The 17,066-nt window shown below is 72.7% G+C and carries 16 protein-coding genes; 5 read left to right on the top strand and 11 right to left on the bottom strand.

Annotated elements, in window-relative coordinates; all coding sequences use genetic code 11:
* The first annotated feature begins 14 nt into the window (after window positions 1–14).
* The 3 genes from ACQEU6_RS28345 to ACQEU6_RS28335 all read left to right on the top strand — a co-directional run bounded on the left by ACQEU6_RS28345 (window position 15) and on the right by ACQEU6_RS28335 (window position 1,257).
* Window positions 15–398 (top strand): RidA family protein, encoded by a 384-nt coding sequence (locus ACQEU6_RS28345; protein ID WP_499336102.1) that lies wholly within the window; start codon window positions 15–17, stop codon window positions 396–398.
* A gap of 324 nt (window positions 399–722) precedes the next feature.
* Window positions 723–938, top strand: a complete 216-nt coding sequence (locus ACQEU6_RS28340) for a hypothetical protein (protein WP_499336101.1) — start codon at window positions 723–725, stop codon at window positions 936–938.
* A 109-nt stretch (window positions 939–1,047) separates the two neighbouring features.
* A complete protein-coding gene (locus ACQEU6_RS28335; RefSeq protein WP_499336100.1) occupies window positions 1,048–1,257 on the top strand; it encodes a hypothetical protein in 210 nt (69 codons plus the stop codon).
* Window position 1,258: 1 nt separating this feature from the next.
* Here the strand turns inward: ACQEU6_RS28335 and ACQEU6_RS28330 are convergent, their stop codons facing one another.
* The 6 genes from ACQEU6_RS28330 to ACQEU6_RS28305 form a co-directional block, all read right to left on the bottom strand.
* Window positions 1,259–1,711, bottom strand: a complete 453-nt coding sequence (locus ACQEU6_RS28330; RefSeq protein ID WP_499336099.1) for a DUF6069 family protein — start codon at window positions 1,709–1,711, stop codon at window positions 1,259–1,261.
* 59 nt (window positions 1,712–1,770) lie between these two features.
* Window positions 1,771–2,706, bottom strand: coding sequence for a sigma-70 family RNA polymerase sigma factor (locus ACQEU6_RS28325; protein WP_499336098.1), 936 nt, complete (start codon window positions 2,704–2,706; stop codon window positions 1,771–1,773).
* 13 nt (window positions 2,707–2,719) lie between these two features.
* The gene (locus tag ACQEU6_RS28320) at window positions 2,720–3,103 is read right to left on the bottom strand and encodes an SgcJ/EcaC family oxidoreductase (RefSeq protein ID WP_499336097.1); all 384 of its coding nucleotides are present in this window, start codon (window positions 3,101–3,103) and stop codon (window positions 2,720–2,722) included.
* Between the two features lie 169 nt (window positions 3,104–3,272).
* Window positions 3,273–4,514 carry an amidohydrolase gene (locus ACQEU6_RS28315; protein ID WP_499336096.1) on the bottom strand — a complete coding sequence of 414 codons (1,242 nt, stop codon included), beginning with the start codon at window positions 4,512–4,514 and terminating at the stop codon, window positions 3,273–3,275.
* Window positions 4,515–4,741: 227 nt separating this feature from the next.
* On the bottom strand, window positions 4,742–5,101 hold the full coding sequence (locus ACQEU6_RS28310; protein WP_499336095.1) for an MmcQ/YjbR family DNA-binding protein: 360 nt from the start codon (window positions 5,099–5,101) through the stop codon (window positions 4,742–4,744).
* Window positions 5,102–5,174: 73 nt separating this feature from the next.
* Complete coding sequence (locus ACQEU6_RS28305) at window positions 5,175–7,280, bottom strand: peptidoglycan recognition protein family protein (protein WP_499336094.1); 2,106 nt, start codon at window positions 7,278–7,280, stop codon at window positions 5,175–5,177.
* A 203-nt stretch (window positions 7,281–7,483) separates the two neighbouring features.
* Between ACQEU6_RS28305 and ACQEU6_RS28300 the strand changes: the two genes are divergently transcribed.
* Entirely contained in the window at window positions 7,484–8,485 is a 1,002-nt protein-coding gene (locus ACQEU6_RS28300) for an ATP-dependent DNA ligase (RefSeq protein ID WP_499336093.1), read from the top strand.
* Between the two features lie 261 nt (window positions 8,486–8,746).
* On the top strand, window positions 8,747–9,916 hold the full coding sequence (locus ACQEU6_RS28295) for a DUF4185 domain-containing protein (protein ID WP_499336092.1): 1,170 nt from the start codon (window positions 8,747–8,749) through the stop codon (window positions 9,914–9,916).
* 164 nt (window positions 9,917–10,080) lie between these two features.
* On the opposite strand, the gene ACQEU6_RS28290 is transcribed toward ACQEU6_RS28295, so the two are convergent.
* From ACQEU6_RS28290 to ACQEU6_RS28270, 5 genes are all read right to left on the bottom strand, one after another.
* On the bottom strand, window positions 10,081–11,967 hold the full coding sequence (locus ACQEU6_RS28290; protein WP_499336091.1) for a cutinase family protein: 1,887 nt from the start codon (window positions 11,965–11,967) through the stop codon (window positions 10,081–10,083).
* Complete coding sequence (locus tag ACQEU6_RS28285) at window positions 11,967–13,139, bottom strand: serine hydrolase domain-containing protein (RefSeq protein WP_499336090.1); 1,173 nt, start codon at window positions 13,137–13,139, stop codon at window positions 11,967–11,969. Before ACQEU6_RS28285 ends, ACQEU6_RS28290 begins: the two co-directional genes overlap by 1 nt.
* 193 nt (window positions 13,140–13,332) lie before the next feature.
* The gene (locus ACQEU6_RS28280; protein ID WP_499336089.1) at window positions 13,333–15,222 is read right to left on the bottom strand and encodes an AfsR/SARP family transcriptional regulator; all 1,890 of its coding nucleotides are present in this window, start codon (window positions 15,220–15,222) and stop codon (window positions 13,333–13,335) included.
* A gap of 161 nt (window positions 15,223–15,383) precedes the next feature.
* The gene (locus ACQEU6_RS28275) at window positions 15,384–16,112 is read right to left on the bottom strand and encodes a TetR/AcrR family transcriptional regulator (RefSeq protein WP_499336088.1); all 729 of its coding nucleotides are present in this window, start codon (window positions 16,110–16,112) and stop codon (window positions 15,384–15,386) included.
* A gap of 88 nt (window positions 16,113–16,200) precedes the next feature.
* Entirely contained in the window at window positions 16,201–17,061 is an 861-nt protein-coding gene (locus ACQEU6_RS28270) for an SGNH/GDSL hydrolase family protein (RefSeq protein ID WP_499336087.1), read from the bottom strand.
* Between the last annotated feature and the right edge of the window lie 5 nt (window positions 17,062–17,066).

Raw genomic sequence — 17,066 nt, 5'->3', positions numbered from 1 at the left:
ATGAGGAGACAGATATGAGCAAGCGTGAGATTCGCAGCGCGGACTCGGCCCCGCCGGTCGGCACCTACTCGCAGGGCCTCGTGGTCGGCGACTTCGTGTACACGTCCGGGATGGGTCCGCTCGACCCGAAGACCGGCGAGATCGTCGGCACGGACGTCGCCACGCAGACCCGGCAGACCCTCGCCAACCTGGCCGCGATCCTGCGCGAGCACGGGCTCGGCCTGGACGACGTGGTGAAGTCGACCGTCCACCTCCAGGACCTCCACCGCGACTTCGCCGCCTACGACGAGGTCTACCGGGAGCACTTCACCAGGCCCTACCCGGTGCGCACCACCGTGGGCTCGCAGCTGATGAACATCCTCGTCGAGATCGACTTCGTCGCCTACAAGAAGAGTTGATGGACTCGTCCCTCTTCGCCATGGCAGAGGAACTGCGCGGCGCCGACGCCGCGTGGACCTGCCAGGCGTCCTCACCGAGTACGCCCGCGCCCGCTCGCCGATCGTGTCGTCGCTGGCCGCGGAGGTCGCCGCGGCCGTCGCCGCCGAGGGCTCCCGGTTGACGTTCCTCGACCTCACGGGCGCCGTCCTCGGGTATGCGGACGGACGTCCCACCGGTGCTCCGGCCGCCGCCTCCGCCTGGCGGATCGGCGTGGATCCCGCGGCGCTCGGGGCTCGGTCGTCCCGTCCTACGCGACCCTCTGCTACGCCCACGACACCGCCCGCGTGGGCGAGGACGTGGCCGCCTACCGCGCCGCCCTCGGGCCGGACACCGTGCTCCACGCCGTCCTGCGCCCCGGCCACCCCGGCACGACCTCGGCCGGCCACCTGTCCGCCAAGATCGCCGCCGCCCGCGCCTCCGGCGCCGACGCGGTCGACCACTACGCCTACGACCTGTTCCCGCTGCCCGTCCTCGACCGCATCCGGTCCGCCGGGGCATGATGGGCGCATGAACGCGTGGATCACCGTCGTCACGTACGAGAACGTCCGGGGCTGCCGGCGGCCCGCCGCCGCGCTCCTGGCTTGACTGCGTGACCGCGGCATCGACTGGATGCCGTTCGAGAACGACGAGGTCACGATAGGGCTCGCCTGCGGGCGGGACCCGGACGGGCGGGTGCGCGGCTGGTACAGCGTCCAGGTGCGGGCCGACGCCCTGCGGCGTCTCGGTCTGCACCCCGACCAGCCGACGTCCCGGGTCGCCGGTCCCTCGCCGCCCGCCTGGTGGCACGCCGCCGCGGAGCGCGCGGCGCGCCGGCGGTGACTCAGTCCCCGGAGGCGGTGACTCGTCCGCCGGAGGCGGAGAGGCGGCGGGCGAACATCGGGATGATGATCGCCGCGGCCAGGACGTGCGCGGCGCACAGCATCGCCTTCGTCGAGGTCGCCGTGGCGCCCGCGGCGACGGGCGAGGTGAGCGACAGGACCGTCAGCGCCACCGCCGCCCACGTGAACGTCCGGGACGGGTTCCCGGCGAACCGCGCGAGGAGCATCGCGAGGACCGTCCCCCAGAACGTGCAGATGACCGTCCCCATGGCGAACATGCCCACCATGATCGGCTCGGTGGCGTCGGCGCCGACGCCGCCGGCCTCCATCGGGACGCCGGCCGCGCGGGCGGCCAGGCCGAACAGTTCGGTGGCGACCGATCCCGCGAGCGCCGCGGCGGTCCCGGTCAGCCAGATCGGGCGGCCGCCGCCGGTGAGGGTCTGGGCGATGTCCATGACGTGCTCCTTTCAGGGCTTCTCGAAAGGAGGTCGAAGCCGCCGCGCCGGAATCGACATCATCCGGCGAATATCTCCGGCAGATCGAACGCGGCGAACACCCGGGCGTCGTGGAAGACGACGTTGCGGGCCACACCCCCCGGCGTCACGCTGAAGACCTGGAGCGTGTGCAGCCGGTAGGCGCCCTCGGACCGCCGGTACGCGACGAGGGCCGGCTGCCCGTTCGCGGACGTCCGCGCCATCCGCCAGTCCGTGCCGCCCATCGCGAACACCCGCGCCATGAACAGCCCGTAGTCGCGCCGCCCGCGGTACCAGAGCGGCACGGGCGGCATCTCCATGACGGCGTCGGCGGTCAGCAGCGCCACCAGGCCGTCGACGTCGGCCGCCTCGAACGAGCGCACGTAGCGGTCGAGTATCGCGCCGACCTCCGCGTCGTCCGGCTCGGCGATCTCGTCCTCCGCAGCGACGCCGGACAGGCCCGCCCGCGCACGCTGCAGGGCGCTGTTCACCGCGGCCGGGGACGTCTCCAGCAGCTCCGCCGTCTCGGCCGCGCCGAACTCCAGGACGTCCCGCAGGATCAGCACGGCGCGCTGCCGGGGCGGCAACGTCTGCATCGCCGCGACCAGCGCCAGCCGCAGGCTGCCGCGCCGCGCGATCCGCGCCGCCGGGTCGTCCAGCAGCGCGTCCGGGAACGGCTGCAACCACGGCACCTCGAACTCCGGGGTCAGCGGCGCGTCCGGGTCGCCGCTCGGCGCGCCGAGCCCGGACGGGAGCGGGCGCCGGGCCCGCCCCCGCAGCGCCGTCAGGCACACGTTCGTCGCGATCTTGTAGAGCCAGGTGCGGACGGAGGCCAGGCGCGGCTCGTAGCGGTCCCGGGACCGCCACGCGCGCAGCATCGTCTCCTGGACGAGGTCCTCCGCCTCGTGCACCGAGCCGACCATCCGGTAGCAGTGCACCAGCAGCTCGCGCCGGTAGGAGTCGAGATCCTCGTCCACGGCGGTCCTCCTGTCAGCGGGCGGGCGCGTTGGCGTAGGCGGCGACGAGCCACCGCCCGTCCCGCCGCGACAGGACCCAGGTGGCGACGCGCTCGCGTTCGGGCGGGAACTCCCGCTCCCCGGCCATGATGGCGCCGGCCCTGCTGACGACGATCGCGGTGTCGCCGTGCACGCGGACGTCCCGCGGCTCGTCCACTCCCCGGGAGCCCTTGAGCGGCCCGTCGAACGCGGCCGCCATGTGGGCGCGCACGGCCTCGCGGCCCTGGTTGAACACCCCGGGCATCACCACGGTCGCGTCCTCGGCGTAGAGGTCGGCGAACGCGTCGGCGTCGCCGTCGCCCCATGCCTCGTACAGCCGCTCGAACACCTCGCGGACGGCCGTCTCGTCGCTGTTCATCGCGTGATCCCCTTCTCGATTCCGATCGGTCGAGGTGTGTACCGCGGGGAACCCGCCGACTCATCGCTCCTCCGTGAAGAAATTCGCGGCGGGAACGAGAAGGGGCCCGGCATGAGCCGGGCCCCTCTCACCGTGACCGGCCTATGGCCGGTCACGGCTGATCGGTGCGTCAGGCCTCAGACCGCGCGTGGTCCAGAGCCGTCAGCGCCGTGTGCACCATCAGGTCGACGCCGAGCGGGATGCAGCGCTCGTCGACGTCGAAACCGCTCTGGTGCAGGTCGTACTTCGGTGTGCCGGGCGTGCGCACGCCGAAGCGCGCGAGGGCGCCGTCGACCTGTTCGAGGTAGAGGGAGTAGTCCTCCCCGCCCATGCTCTGCCCGGTGGAGCCGACCATGTGCTCGCCGAGCGCCAGACCACCGGCGTGCCGGAAGATCTCCACACTCGTCGCCTCGTTCACCGTGGGCGGCAGGCCGATCGCGGTGTTCAGCTCCGCCTCGACCTTGTGGAGCGCGGCGAGCAGGCCGACCAGCCCCGGCAGCTCGTCGAGCGCCGACCGCCGGTCCCGCGGGTCCAGGCAGCGCAGCGTCCCCTCGAGCTCTCCCCCGGGGGGGATCGCGTTCGCCGTCAGGCCCGATTCGAAGCGACCCCATTCCAGCCTGTGGCCGGAACGCGCGTCGAACCGCTGGGACAGCGCCGCCGGCAACTCGCTCACCATGGCCGCCAGTGCCCTGATCGGGCTGGAGGTCAGGTGCGGCCGTGCGGTGTGCCCGCCCGGCCCCGTGGCCTTGATGAGGATCTTGTCGTAGGACGCCGTGATCGCCCCGGTCCGCAGACCGAGGTGTCCGACCTCCTCCGCCGGGTCGCAGTGCAGCGCGAAGATGCGCCGCACTCCGTCCAGACCCTCGGCCCCGATCACCTTCCGCGCACCGCCGGGGAACTCCTCGGCGGGCTGGAAGATGAGCCTGACCGTGCCGCGAAGCCAGCCGGCCTCGGCCAGCAGCGCCAGGAGGCCACCCACGCCCAGCACCACGGTGGTGTGCACGTCGTGACCGCAGTTGTGCGCCCGTCCCTTCACCGTCGAGCGGTAGGAGACGCGCTTGGTGTCGAGCTGGGGGAGCGCGTCGATGTCCGCGCGCAGCGCGATCATCGGACCGTCGCCCCCGTGGATGTCGCAGATGACGCCGGTACCGTCGGGCAGGACCCGCGGCCGAAGGCCGATCGCCGTCAGGAAGTCGACGATGACCTGGGTCGTGCGGAACTCCTGGAACGCCAGCTCCGGGTGCGCGTGGAGGTCGCGCCGGATGCCGATCAGCTCCTGCTCGCTCCGGCGGAGGTACTCGTCGACCCCGCGCCTGAGGGCACGGGGGTCGAAACCGGGCGCGCCCGCGCCCGGAGTCCAGATCTTGGACATGGTCTTTTCCTTCTCGTTTCGTTTGTCGCGCGGCGTCTCTTGATCGCCGCGGGGAACACCGTACACGGCTGACGGGAATTGGCAACATGAGCCGACGTTCAGTGGGATATTTTTACCGAAAGTCGGCTAAAAGGAGATAAGGGAACAGATCAACAAGGAACCGGACTTCGGCGCTTGAAAAGCCCCAGCCCGCTAAAGACCGGTCGCAAGCGGGAGCGGGACGTGGCTCAGAGGCGGGAGCGCTGGGCGCGGGTGAGCTTGGCGACCACGAGGTCGTAGGAGTGGTCGACCAGCTCCCGCACCTCCTCGCCGGGCACGGAGCCGTCGAGCACGACGGTGTTCCAGTGGCGCTTGTCGAGGTGGTAGCCGGGCGTGACCGCGGCGTACCGGGCCCGGAGCTCCTCGGCCAGGCCCGGGTCGCACTTGAGGCTGACGCTCGGCGGGGAGGCGCCGAGCGGCACCAGGGCGAACATCCGTCCGGCGACCTTGAACACGGCCACCTCGTCCCCGAAGGGATAGTCCTCCACCGCGCCCGGCTTCGCCAGGCACTCCGCGATCATCCGGTCACGCCACGACCCGTCCGTCACCCCTCACACTCTAGGTCGGCCCCGACCCGCCGGGCCGGGGCCGACCCGCCGGGCCGGGGCCGACCCGCCGGGGTCAGCGGAGGTAGGCGAGGCCGTCGATGCCGACCATCGGGCGGCCCGAGGTGCCCGCCACGACGATCTTGATCGTGTGCTTGCCGCTGGTGCTCCAGGTACGCGTCCACATCAGCTGGCGGTAGGCCGTGGCCGAGGCCCGGGTGTCCAGCGTGCCGACCTTGGCGCCGTCCACGTAGACGTACACGGCGCCGAGGTTGGAGGCCCGCTTGAAGATCAGGCCCGCGGTGCGGCCGGTGAACGTCCAGCTCGCGCTGGCCCCCCGGTACTTGCTGTAGAGGCCGCGCCCGCCGAGGTAGGACTTGGTCGTGCTGACGCCCCACGTGCCGGTGCGGCGCGCGGCGCCCTCGGTCTGGCCGCCGGCGTAGCGGCTCAGGCTGGAGGTTCCGGCGTTGCCCGCGGCGTCCGCGGCGGCCAGCGTCCAGGTCTGGGTCGTGGACGGCTTGGCGACCGCGGCCCACTGCGTCGTGCCGGCGGCGAAGGTCTTGGCCGCGGGCGACGTGGCCTTCAGCGAGCTGAGGTAGCCGTTGTCAGTGGCCTTCCAGGTGAGCGAGACGGGCCACGCGCCGCTGTTGACGGTCGCCTTGCGCAGCGAGAGCGCCTGGGACGAGATGACGGGCCGCGTCGTGTCCGCGACGACCGTGAACACGGGCGACGCCGAGGTCGTCCCGTCGGAGAAGACGGCGTGCAACTGGACGGAGTGCGTCCCGGGCGCGAGGGTCACCGTGGCGGAGGAGGCCCCCGCCGCGGGCGTCGCGGCCGTCGCGCCGTCCACGCTGACGGTGTAGGCCGCGCCGTCGGCCGGCGTCCAGTTCACCGTGGCCGTGCTCTTGGTGTAGTAGCGGCCGCCCGCGGCGCCGGCGCCGGTCACGGTGGCGGCCAGGGCCGGGACGGTGATCTGCTTGGCGGCCGTCCGGACGGCGGGGAGCGCGGAGTAGAGCTGCGCGCCGGGGCACGCGGTCGCGAACCCGTCGCGGTGCCCGGAGATCGTGTTGAACGTGACCTGCTGCCCGTAGGGGTACTTCCCGCCCGTCCCGTCGGGGGCGGCCGACGTCAGCGTCGTCTTCGCCGTGGGGTCGACCCCGGTCAGCCCGAGCTTCCACGCGGCGATCTTCGCGACGCCGTCCAGGGCGGCCTTGGTCGGCGCGACGCCGGGAGTGTCCGGGTCGTCCGCGGCCGTGTAGGTGCCGAGGACGACGATCCCGGTGGTGTCGGTGTTGAACCCGTAGGTGTGCGCGCCGTGGACGGGGCGGTCGGCGCCCCCGGCCCGCCCCTCGAAGATCGTGCCGCACTTGTCCACGAGGAAGTTGTAGCCGATGTCGTCCCAGCCCTGGCTCTGCACGTGGTACAGGAACACCGACCGGATCACCGCCGGCGACTCGGTGCAGGAGTACCCGTTGCCCGTGTCGCTGTGGTGGACGAACGCGGCCCTGACCGAGGCGTCGTAGGTCGGCGGGTTCCGGACGATGGACTCGTCCGCGCCCCACCCGGCCCGCGCGACGATGGCGGGCTTCGGGGCGGTGACGGGCCCCGCGAGGGGCGTGGTCGCCGCCACCAGCTTCATCCCGGTGCCGCCGTCCGGTCCCGCCGCCCGCGGGGTCGGCGCGGCCGGCGCGGCGGCGGAGGCGCCCGGGTCGACCAGGTCGACGCGCAGGCCCTCCGGCAGCGTCCGGCCCTGCCCGGTCACGCGCACGTCGACGCCGTTGGACGGGCCGACCCACAGCCCGTTCGTCCCGCCGCGCCCGCCCCGGTCGGGGGCGTCGGCGAGCTCCGGCTCCAGGTCGCGCCACCCCGACCAGCGACCGGTCTTCGCGTCCCGCGTGCGGAGCCGGACGGTCCCCTTGAGCTCCTCGCGCGGCTTGTCCCAGGTGACGCCGACGAGGCTGAACGGCTCGGTCTCCGCGGCGGGCAGCCCCCTGACCTTCCGGCCCGCGGCGGCCGCGGCGGCGATGTCCGCCAGCGGGCGGGCGTGGACCCGTCCGGGCCCCGGCCTGGTCGCGGACGCCGTCGTCGCGGTCGAGGTCGAGGTCGAGGAGACCGTCCAGACCACCGTCCCGGCCACCGCCACGGCGGCGAGCGACGTCCCGATCACTGTGCGCTTGTGCATGCTTCCCCGTTCGAAGACCGACCCCGGTAATCATTGAGCGCCGAGATCGTCTGGAACGTTACCGCTCGCCCGCCTCCGCCGGAACAGGTCTCTCGGCGATGCCGGCCGGAGGCAATGAACTGCCCAAACCCGCACGGAAGGGCACTCGCCACGCCACCGGCGGGGTACCGGCCGGACACGAGCCGCGATCGGGGGTGGAGGCGGTGCGCATCCGAGGACCCGTCGCCCCCATGGCCGCGACCGCCATCGACCGCATTCCCCAGGAGAAGGCCTGCTCGGGCGGCTGCCGCTACGAACCCAAGTTCGACGGGTTCCGCTGCGTCGCCCGCGTGGGCGAGGACGGCGAGGTCCGGCTCTGGTCGCGCCGCCTGAAGCGCCTGGACGCGGCCTTCCCCGAAATCGTCTCGGCCGTCTCCGCGACCCTCCCGCCCGGGACGGTCGTGGACGGCGAGATCGTCCGTTGGGGAGGCGACGGCCGCCTGGACTTCTCCGCCCTGCAACGCCGCCATGTCACGCGCCGCACCGGCTCCCCGATCGCCGAGCCGTGCCACTACGTCGTCTTCGACGTCCTGGAGGCCGGCGGAACGGACTACCGCCCCGTCCCCCTCTCCTCCCGCCGCACCGAGCTGGAGCGCCTCCTGCGCGACCTTCCCGGAACGTCCCGCGTCGTCCTCTGCCCGCAGCTCCGCGACGCGGGCGAGGCCCGGCTGTGGTTCGAGATCCTCGTCGCGCAGGGCATCGAGGGCCTGGTCGTGAAGGCCGCGGGCGCCCCCTACAGGGAGGGGAAGCGCGGCTGGTGGAAGGTGAGGCACCGCACCACGACCGAGGCGCTCATCGGCGGAGTGACCGGCGCCCTCGAACAGCCGGAGGCGCTGCTGCTGGGCAGGTACACGACCGCCGGCGCCCTCCGGGTGGTCGCCCGCACCCCACCGCTCACGCCCCCGGCCCGCACGGCCCTGACCGGCGCCCTCTCCCCGGCGGGCCCGGACCACCCCTGGCCGAGCCCCCTGCCCGCGGGCTGGGCCGGCGGCCTCCCCGCCACCGGGGACCAGATCCACTACACCCGCGTCACCCCGGACACCGTCGTGGAGATCAGCGTCGACGCCGCCATGGAGCACGGCCGCTGGCGGCACGCCGCCCGCTTCGTCCGACTGAGGCCCGACCTCACCCCCGACGACGTCCCCCGGGACCTGAATCTGGAGTGACGCCCGCGCTGATCCGCCGGACCGCCACGTCGAACACGCGGTCCGTCTCGTGTCGGCATGGCCGCCGCGTGGCCGCGCGGACCGCGGAATCGGATCACAGATCGTGATTCTCTGGCGACTCTTCCCACTTTTGCGGTAAAACAGACACTGATGTTCTTCTGAGCTTGTCGCCGGACGACCGGGATCTGCCGATCCTCGCCAAGGGCTGCGGCGCCAAGGGCATCTCCAGTGCACGAGAGTCGACCTGAAAGGCATCGCCAGATGACACGTCCATCGGACGACAAGGGCACGGCCAACAGCGGTCTCTCCCGCCGCAAGCTCCTCAGGGTGGGTGCCGGTGTGGCACTCGGCGCGGGGGCCGTCGGCGCGGGATGGGTCGGGTTCAGCCAGGACGGCCGGCAGGCGACGGTGCGGACGGCCGGCGGGCCGGGCGACCCGTCCAGCCCCACCCTCGCGGTCAAGGTGAAGGACCTGAGCGGCCCGGCGGAGACCGGCCCGTTCGCCTCCCCGTGGACCGACCTCGGCATTCCCGTGCGGTGCCCGGACGGCACCATGCTCTTCGTCTGCGGCGACACCTTCAACGGCGACCACGTGCCGAACCCGGGCGAGCCCGCCGACGACTGGCGCGCCCCGGTCGGCCTGCGCTCCAGCAACGGCGACGTGAACAACCTGCGCATCGACGGAAGCGTCGGCGGAGGCCACGCCAGGGCCTTGGTCGACGAGCCGCACAACCCGGCCGGCCCCAACAGGGCCACGACGGCGATCCCGTCCGACGCGTTCGTCGTGGACGGCGTCATGTACATGCACCTCATGCGGGGCGTCATCTTCGACACCCACCACACCGACTTCTGGCGCTCCACCGACAACGGCGAGACCTGGGAGTACCTGTGCCAGTGGCCGGGTGACATGCACGGCGGCCAGTTCCAGCAGAAGACCTACGCGGTGGCCGACGACGGGTGGTGCTACGTCCTGTCGACGGTCTTCAACCGCGACAGGGACTCGGGGATGCTGCTCCACCGGGTCCGCAAGGAGCGGCTCGGCGACCCGGGCGCCTACGAGCCGTGGGGTTACGCGGACGGCGACTGGCGCTGGGGTGCGCCCCCGACGACGGTGTTCGGCGTCCGCAAGTGGGGCGAGATCTGCTTCCGCGCCATGGACGGCAAGTACGTCCTCACCTGGCTGAACATGGGCGCGCTGTCGATCCGGGCGATGGTCTTCCCGCTCCCGACCGCGGACCTGACCAAGACGCTGGAGCAGACGGTGATCGTGCCGTCCGCTCCCGGGGCGCAGACGGCCAACCTCGTCGCCAGCCCCTACGGCGGCTTCGTCGTCCCCGGCTCGACGTTCGGCAACTTCCACATCATCGTCAGCCAGTGGTACGACCCGAAGAACTACCGGATCATGCAGTACAAGGTGAACATGCTCTCCTGAGCCGGGACCGGGCGCCGTCAGCGGACGGCGCCCGGCGCGGCCGGGCCGCCCGCAGACGAGGCAACCGCCCGTTCGCGGGCGGTTTCTTCTTGCCACGACGTCGCCGGCAGGCCGGGTGCTCCCCGACCTGCCGGCGACCGGTGTCTCGATGCGAACGATGGGGATCAGGCGGTCTCGATCCGCTGGGCGAGCCAGGTCTCCAGGACCTCAAGCGCGGGGCGCCCGCTGTCGTCCACGGGCTCGCTGCCGTACATCACGTGCCGCCGCGTGCCGTAGAAGACCGCCGCGTCGACGCCCTCCTTGACCAGGTTGCTCGGGTTGAGCTTGGTCTTCAGCAGCCCGTTCAGGGTGCCCTTGGGCAGCGGGACGCCGGCGACGTCCAGGCCGTGCTCGGTCAGGTCGGTGATCTGGGGGACGAGGGAGAGCAGGTCGACGCCGTAGAAGGCGTTGAGCGACTTGACCGGGTTCGCCGGGTCGATGGTCGGGGGGTGCTTCGGGTCGAAGTCGTCCAGCTTGTTCTGGATGGCGCGCAGGTCGCGGGTGATCCGGACCCAGTCGACGCGGTCGAGGATCGCCAGGGCCTCGCCGACGGCGCGCTCGGGGGAGCCGGGCGGCCACATCGCCAGCAGCGCGGCGAGGGGGGTGAGGTCGACCCGGTTGGCCGTCTCGGCCAGCGGCATCAGCCGGTCCTCGATCGCGACCAGGGAGCGGTAGAGGCCGCGCGTGTCGCCCCGCTGGGCGTACACCGGGACGGCCTGCGCCGCGCGCTGGATGCCGCGGTAGTCGATCCGGCTGATCCCGCCGATGACGTTGCTCGCCTGGGCCAGCAGCGCGACGGGCTGCAGCCCCTGGATGACCTTGGTGACCTTGGCGACCTGGTCGCCGGGCAGCCCGGTCAGCGGCGCGGCCTTGGCGGCGGCGGCGAGCGCCGCCCGCGCGAGCGCGGCCGTGTCCCCCGTCTTGGCGGCGGCCTGCACCGCGTCGAGATCGTTGGCGAGCCCCACCAGGTCGGTGTTGGACAGCGCCTGGAGCACCTGCCCCGCGATCTGGTTCTGCGAGCCCTGCGGGGAGTTCAGCAGCGTGTTCACCAGGACGGGGTTGGCGACCGCGCGGGTGAGCGCCTGCAGCGGGCCGACGAGCTTGGCCAGGTCGCCGGCGGTGCGGGCCGCGCCGGCGGTGTCCTTGCCGCGCGCCTGGCCGGTCAGCGTCTTCACGCCGCTCGGGACGGCGGTGAGGTCGGCCGGCCGGCCGTTGACGGTGCCGAGGTCGGTGGAGAGTTCGCGCTCGGCCGAGCCCTGCAGGTTGGCGACGCCGATCCGGCTCAGCACGGTGCCGAGGGTGGCGGTGAGCTCGTTCTCCTCCGGCAGGGCGCAGTACAGGTCGCCCTTGAGGCACACGTTCGCGACCCGTCCGGACAGTTCGCCGAACCCTCCCGGCCGCGGCCCGGCGAGGCCCCGGGTGCCGGGGAGCGGGTCGCCGAGGTTCACCTCGCCCTTGGTCCCCCTGCCGGGGTCGGCCACGCCGCCGCCCGCGATGTAGGAGGCGGCCGGGACCGGTCCCTTCCCGGCCCCGATCTGGGCGGCGATGTCGCCGTTGACGTCCGCGCCCTGGCTGAAGCCGAGCCCGACGAAGCGGGTGCCGGGGCAGTCCCGGGAGATCTCCGTCATCGCCTTGCGGGCGGCGTCGATCCCGGTCTGCTTGGAGTCGTTGTAGGTCTTGCCCTGGTCGAACGCGGTCGCGTTGTAGCCGACCCAGTAGGAGGAGATCCGGTCGCCGAACTGCCGTTCCAGCGGTTCGGTGACGCCCCGGAGCATGCCGACGGGCGTGTTGGGATCGGCGGCGGACGTCGTCTCCCAGGTCCCGGGCACGACGATCAACTTGATCGGGGTGCAGGACAGGGCCTCGGACGTCCGCGCCGCGTTGACCGGCCCGCCGGTGTTCAGCAGCGGCACCGCGGCGGCGGCGGCGACCGCTCCGGCCACCGCGACCGCGATGGCCGGTTTGCGGTGGCGCCGCCACATCGGCTCTCTGGCGTGCTGTCCGGAGCTCATCACTTCCCCTTCAGCGCGCAGTAGGCGTCCTGGGCCGTCTTGATGACCGCCGTCTCGGCTTTACCGGCGACCATGTTGTAGCGGTTGGTGGCCACGACGGCCTGCTGTTTGCCGTCCGGGCTCGTGTACCACTGGCTGAAGTAGCCGATCGCGGCGCCGTTGTGCGACCACGCGGTGCCACAAGGGGTCTTCTCGAAGATCACACCGAGTCCGTAGGGCGTGTCGGGGGACGCGACCTGCTGCATCTCCCGCTGCTGCGCGGGGGGAAGCAGGCGGCCGGACGCGAGTGCGCGGGTGAAGTCGGCGAGGTCCTCCTGGGTGGAGACGATGGCGCCCGCCGCGCCGAGCACCTGGACGTTGGAGAACGAGATGTCCCGGATGGTGAAGTAGCCGTGCAGCCAGTTCCCGTACAGCTTGGGGTCGGACTCGGGGAAGGTGGTGTCGGTGAGGCCGAGCGGCTTGATGATCCGGTTGGTCACCTCGACGGCCGGGTGGTGCCCGGTCGCGGCCTGGATGATCAACCCGGCGAGGATGTAGTTGGTGTTGGAGTAGTTGAACTTGGTGCCGGGCGCCGACAGTGACTTGCCGGACGTGGCGGTCTTCACCAGCGCGCGCGGATCCCACCGCCTGTAGGGGTTGATGTCGGCGACATAGGACCCGGAGATCCGCAGGTCCTTGAGGTAGTCGGGGAGCCCGCTGGTGTGGTTGAGCAGCTGCCGGATCGTGATCTTGCGGCCGTCGTTGCCGTTCGCCGCGACCAGGCCGGGCAGCCACCGGTCCACCGTGTCGTTCATGGACAGCTTGCCCTCTGCCTCCAGCTGCAGCAGGACCGTGGCCACGAACGCCTTGGTGTTGCTGGCGATACGGAACTTCGCCTTGGGATCGGCCGGCACGCGCATGAACATGTCGCCGTAACCGGAGGCGGCGTACTGGGTGTTGTTGCCGCTGCGGACCATTCCGATCACGCCGGGCAGCTTCTGCTCCGCCCGGACCTTCGCCACGCGGTCCTGGAGGACGGTGCCCGCTCGCACACCGGTGTCCGCCTCGGTCTTGGCGCCCGCCGAGGCGACCGTGGCCTTCTGGTCCTGAACGCCCACCGTCACCGCCGTCACGGTGGCGGCCGCCGCCACCACCGTCGCGCCGGCTCGGACGAGGAACTTCCGACTTCGCATTCGGTCTCCCAGACAATTCGACGATCGTGCCTGCGACGCTAGTGAGACCCGTTGAAATTACGATGACACGCGAATATCGAGAACGCCTTTCCTGTTATTTCGGATCGCGCCTCGCGGGCATGCCGAAAACGCGCCGAACGGCCCTGCCTCCCGCTCGGCGCGTGCTGCCGGATAAATGGACGATGAACGGCGGCTAAAGGTGTGCTGGCGTGCTCCCGACGGCGACCAGAGTCGCCTTTCCCGGAACTTGCGGCTCCTCCGCGGCGAGCCCGCGCGCGAACAGGGCGAGCAGTCCGTTCAGCCGGTACTGGTGGACGGCCGGCTGCTGCACGAGGTTCGCGTCCACCAGGTTCTCCAGCGCCTGCTCGGCCCCCTGCGCGGCCCAGCCGAGAGCGGCCGCCAGCGCCTGATGACCGGTCAGCTCGTCCGGTGACGTCCCCAGCGCCCGGAACGCCCGCCGCTCGGCGGCCGGCAGCCGGTCGTAGGAGAGCCGGAACGCTCCCTCCACGCTGCGGTCCTCCGCCGTGAGCTCGGCCAGGCGGCGCCGGGCGTCGCCCATCCGGCGCGCCAGATGCCCGATCGCCCAGGCGGGGCGGCTCTGGAGGCGCGCGCCCGCGATGCACAGTGCCAGGGGCAGCCGGTCGCACATGGCCGCCAGTTCCCGCACGGCGTAAGGTTCGGCCGCGGCGCGCTCGGCGCCCACGATCCGGACCAGCAGCGACTCCGCCGCCTGCCGGGTCAGCGCCCCCAGCGAGACCCGGCGGTCCACGTCGAGCCCGACCAGCCGGCGGCGGCTGGTGACCAGCACCCGGCTGCCCGCCCCCGCGGGGAGCAGCGGGCGCACCTGGTCGGCGCCGGACGCGTCGTCGAGGACCAGCAGCAGGCGCAGCCCGGCGGTCGCGCTCCGCCAGGACGCCGCGAGCTCGTCCAGGTCGCCCGACGCCTGCCCGGCGCCGACCGCCCGCAGCAGCCGGCGCAGGGCGCGTTCCGGCGGCACCGCGTCCCGCCGTTCGCTGTGCCCGTGCAGCTCGACGAACAGGCAGCCGTCCGGGTGGTCGCGGCGCAGCATCCGCGCGGCGTGCACCGCGAGCGCGGTCTTGCCGGCGCCCGCCACGCCGTCCACCGCCGCCACCGCGGGCCCGCCGGGGCCGGTGAGCAGCGCCAGCTCGTCCCGGCGTCCGACCAGCTCCCCGAACTCGGCGGGCAGCTCGTCGGGGACGCGCCGCGCGGACGGGACCCGTGCGCGTTCCCCGCGCCCCGCCTCGCCGCGCGGCACGAGGTCCAGGGTCGCGTCGTCACCGCGCAGCACCGCCTGGTGCACGCGCCGCAGCCGCTCGCCCGGCTCCACCCCGAGGTCCTCCACGAGCCGGTGGCGCAGGTGCGAGTACGCGGCCAGCGCGTCGGCCTGGCGGCCGCTCCCGTAGAGCGCCCGCATCAGCAACGACGTCAGGGACTCGCTGTGCGGATGCTTGGGGACCAGGGCGTGCAGCTCGCCGACGGCGTCCACGAACCTGCCGAGCTCGAACTGGCATTCGACCTTCTCCTGCAGGAGGGTGAGCCTGCGCTCCTCCAGCCGCAGCCGTTCCGCCTCCGCGAACGGGCCGGGCAGCCCGGCCAGCGGCTCGCCCTGGAACAGGTTGAGGGCATCGAGGCAGGCGCTCGCCGCGGCCGCCGGATCGCCGGACCTCCGGGCGGCGGCCGCCTCGTCCGCGGCCGCGTCGAGCCGCATCACGTCGACCGCCGTCCCCCGGCTGACGAAGCGGTAGCCGCCCCGCTCCCGGGCGATCACGGACTCGTGCGCGTCCTCGCCCAGCGTGCCGAGGCAGCGGCGCAGCCGGTGGACGTACACCGGGACGATCTTGCTTCCCGAGCCCGGGGGCTCGACGCCCCAGACGCCGTCGAGCAGCTCCCGCTGGCTCACGGTCATGTCCGGGCGCAGCAGCAGCGCGGCCAGGAGGGCCTGCTGCCGGAGGGGGCCGAGGTCGAGCCGGGTCCCGTCGCGCCATGCCCGGACGGGGCCGAGCACGGTGAAGTCGAGCAGGCGGGGGGCCGGGTCCGGCATCGTGGCCGAGGTCATCGCCATCGCCATCATCAGACCGATCTCTTCGAACTGCCGATCAGGGGCGGTCCGCGCGTACAGGGGAGCGGCATGGACCGTGGCATAACTTTGTAATGGGTAGGTTATTCCTATGTGATGGCGAGGCGCGGCGATTGGTTCGGACCGATCGCGTGGCGATCGTCACGTCACCGCGCGGGCCGCGGCCGCCGCCCCCGGCGGGGCGCCGGCTCCGGCGGGGCGGCCCGGGCCGCCCCGGCGTTCAGCAGCGCCTGCCCGGCGGAGTGCTCGGCGGCCTCGCGCCCGTCCCCGAGCCCGACCAGCAGGTTGATCACATGCGGGCCCAGGATGTGCAGCACACCGCGCCCCTCCTGGCCGAACACCCCCGTGGACTCCAGCAGCACGTAGCCGTGGACCATGCACCAGATCTGCCCGGCCACCAGGACGGGGTCGTCCCGGCGGATCCGCTCGGCGTTCATCGCGCGCCGCACCAGCCGCGGCAGCAGCGCGAAGGCGTCGTTCATCTCGGGCGCGGTCGCCGGCGTGCCCTCGGCGGTGAGGTCGTGCCCGAAGGACGGCAGCGCCCCGGGCGAGGCGATGCCGAACATCAGCCGGTAGCGCTGCGGGCTCGCCATCGCGAACTCGCGGTAGGCGAGCCCCAGGACCAGCAGGTCGGTGACCGGGTCGTCGGTGTCGGGCACCTGCCGCAGATGCCGCTCGAAGCGCGCGAACGCCTCCCGTCCGAGCGCCTCGTACAGTCCGGTCATCCCGCCGAAGTGCGTGTAGACGGCCATGGTGGACGCCCCGATCTCCGCGGCGAGGCCCCGCGCGTTCAGCGCCTCGGGCCCCCGCTCCTCCAGCAGCCGCATCCCGGCCTCGATCAGCTTCTCGCGCGTCCCCGCCGGCGTCTTGGGCATGACAATGTTATAGCGCGACCGGAACGGTCCAATATCACCTGAACGGCCGTGTCTTTCTGGTGCGACGGGGCTGGCGCCTCCCGCGGGGTCAGGCGGTACCGGGAACGCCGGGCCGCACGGTGGACGTGGTCGGGATGGCCTTGAGGAAGGCATGGGCGATCTCCTGGTATCCCGCCGCGGTCGCGTGGCCGTCGCCGTCGCTGCACTGGTACGTCCACGCGCAGATCCGGGCCACGCCACGGGGCACGGCGCCGTACGGAGGGGCCGTCACCTCGGTGAGGTCGTGCCCGGCGAAGGCGCCGTTGACGTCCGCGACCCGGAACCCGGCGGCGAGGTAGACGCCGTGCTCGTAGGCGTTGAAGGTGTCGACGACCGGGATCGAGGCGAGGGCGGCGGCCTTGCCGCCCGACGCCCAGGACGCCAGGCCGGGGTTGTAGTAGTTCATGGCGGTATAGACGGGTGCGCCGCCTCCCGCGAGCCGCAGCCGCGCGGTGATCTGCGGCAGGTTGGCGACCAGGGAGCCGACGCCCCGCAGCGCGCAACCCGCGTCGACGCCGCCGCCCGGCAGGCAGCCGTTGGTGTCGTTGGCCCCGATGTCCAGAGTGACGTACCGGACGCGGCCCGCGTGCGCCTTCAGAAAGGCCTCGGCGGCCTCCGTCTGGGAGCCGGCCGCGTAACGGCAGATGCCGCCCTTGAGCATCGTCGTGGTGGTCTCCCCGGGACATCCGAGTTTCACCAGTTCCAGCCGGGGATGCCGTGCCTTGAGCGCGGCGTGGAGCCGGTCGGTGTAACCCTGGTCGGTCCTCCCCGCCCCGGCCTGGACGCCCACGGACAACGAGTCGCCGAGCGCGAGGTAGTACTCGGGCCCGCTCGCCGAGGCGGCCGGCCCCACCAGGCTCAGCCCCGCCACAGCGGCGACCACGACGGCGATCGATCTGACCAGCCCCATCCCCG

Source organism: Spirillospora sp. CA-108201 (assembly GCF_050936235.1).
Taxonomy (GTDB): Bacteria; Actinomycetota; Actinomycetes; order Streptosporangiales; family Streptosporangiaceae; genus Spirillospora.
The sequence above is the reverse complement of the archived record's forward strand: the minus strand, read 5'-3'. Positions and strand labels throughout refer to the sequence as shown.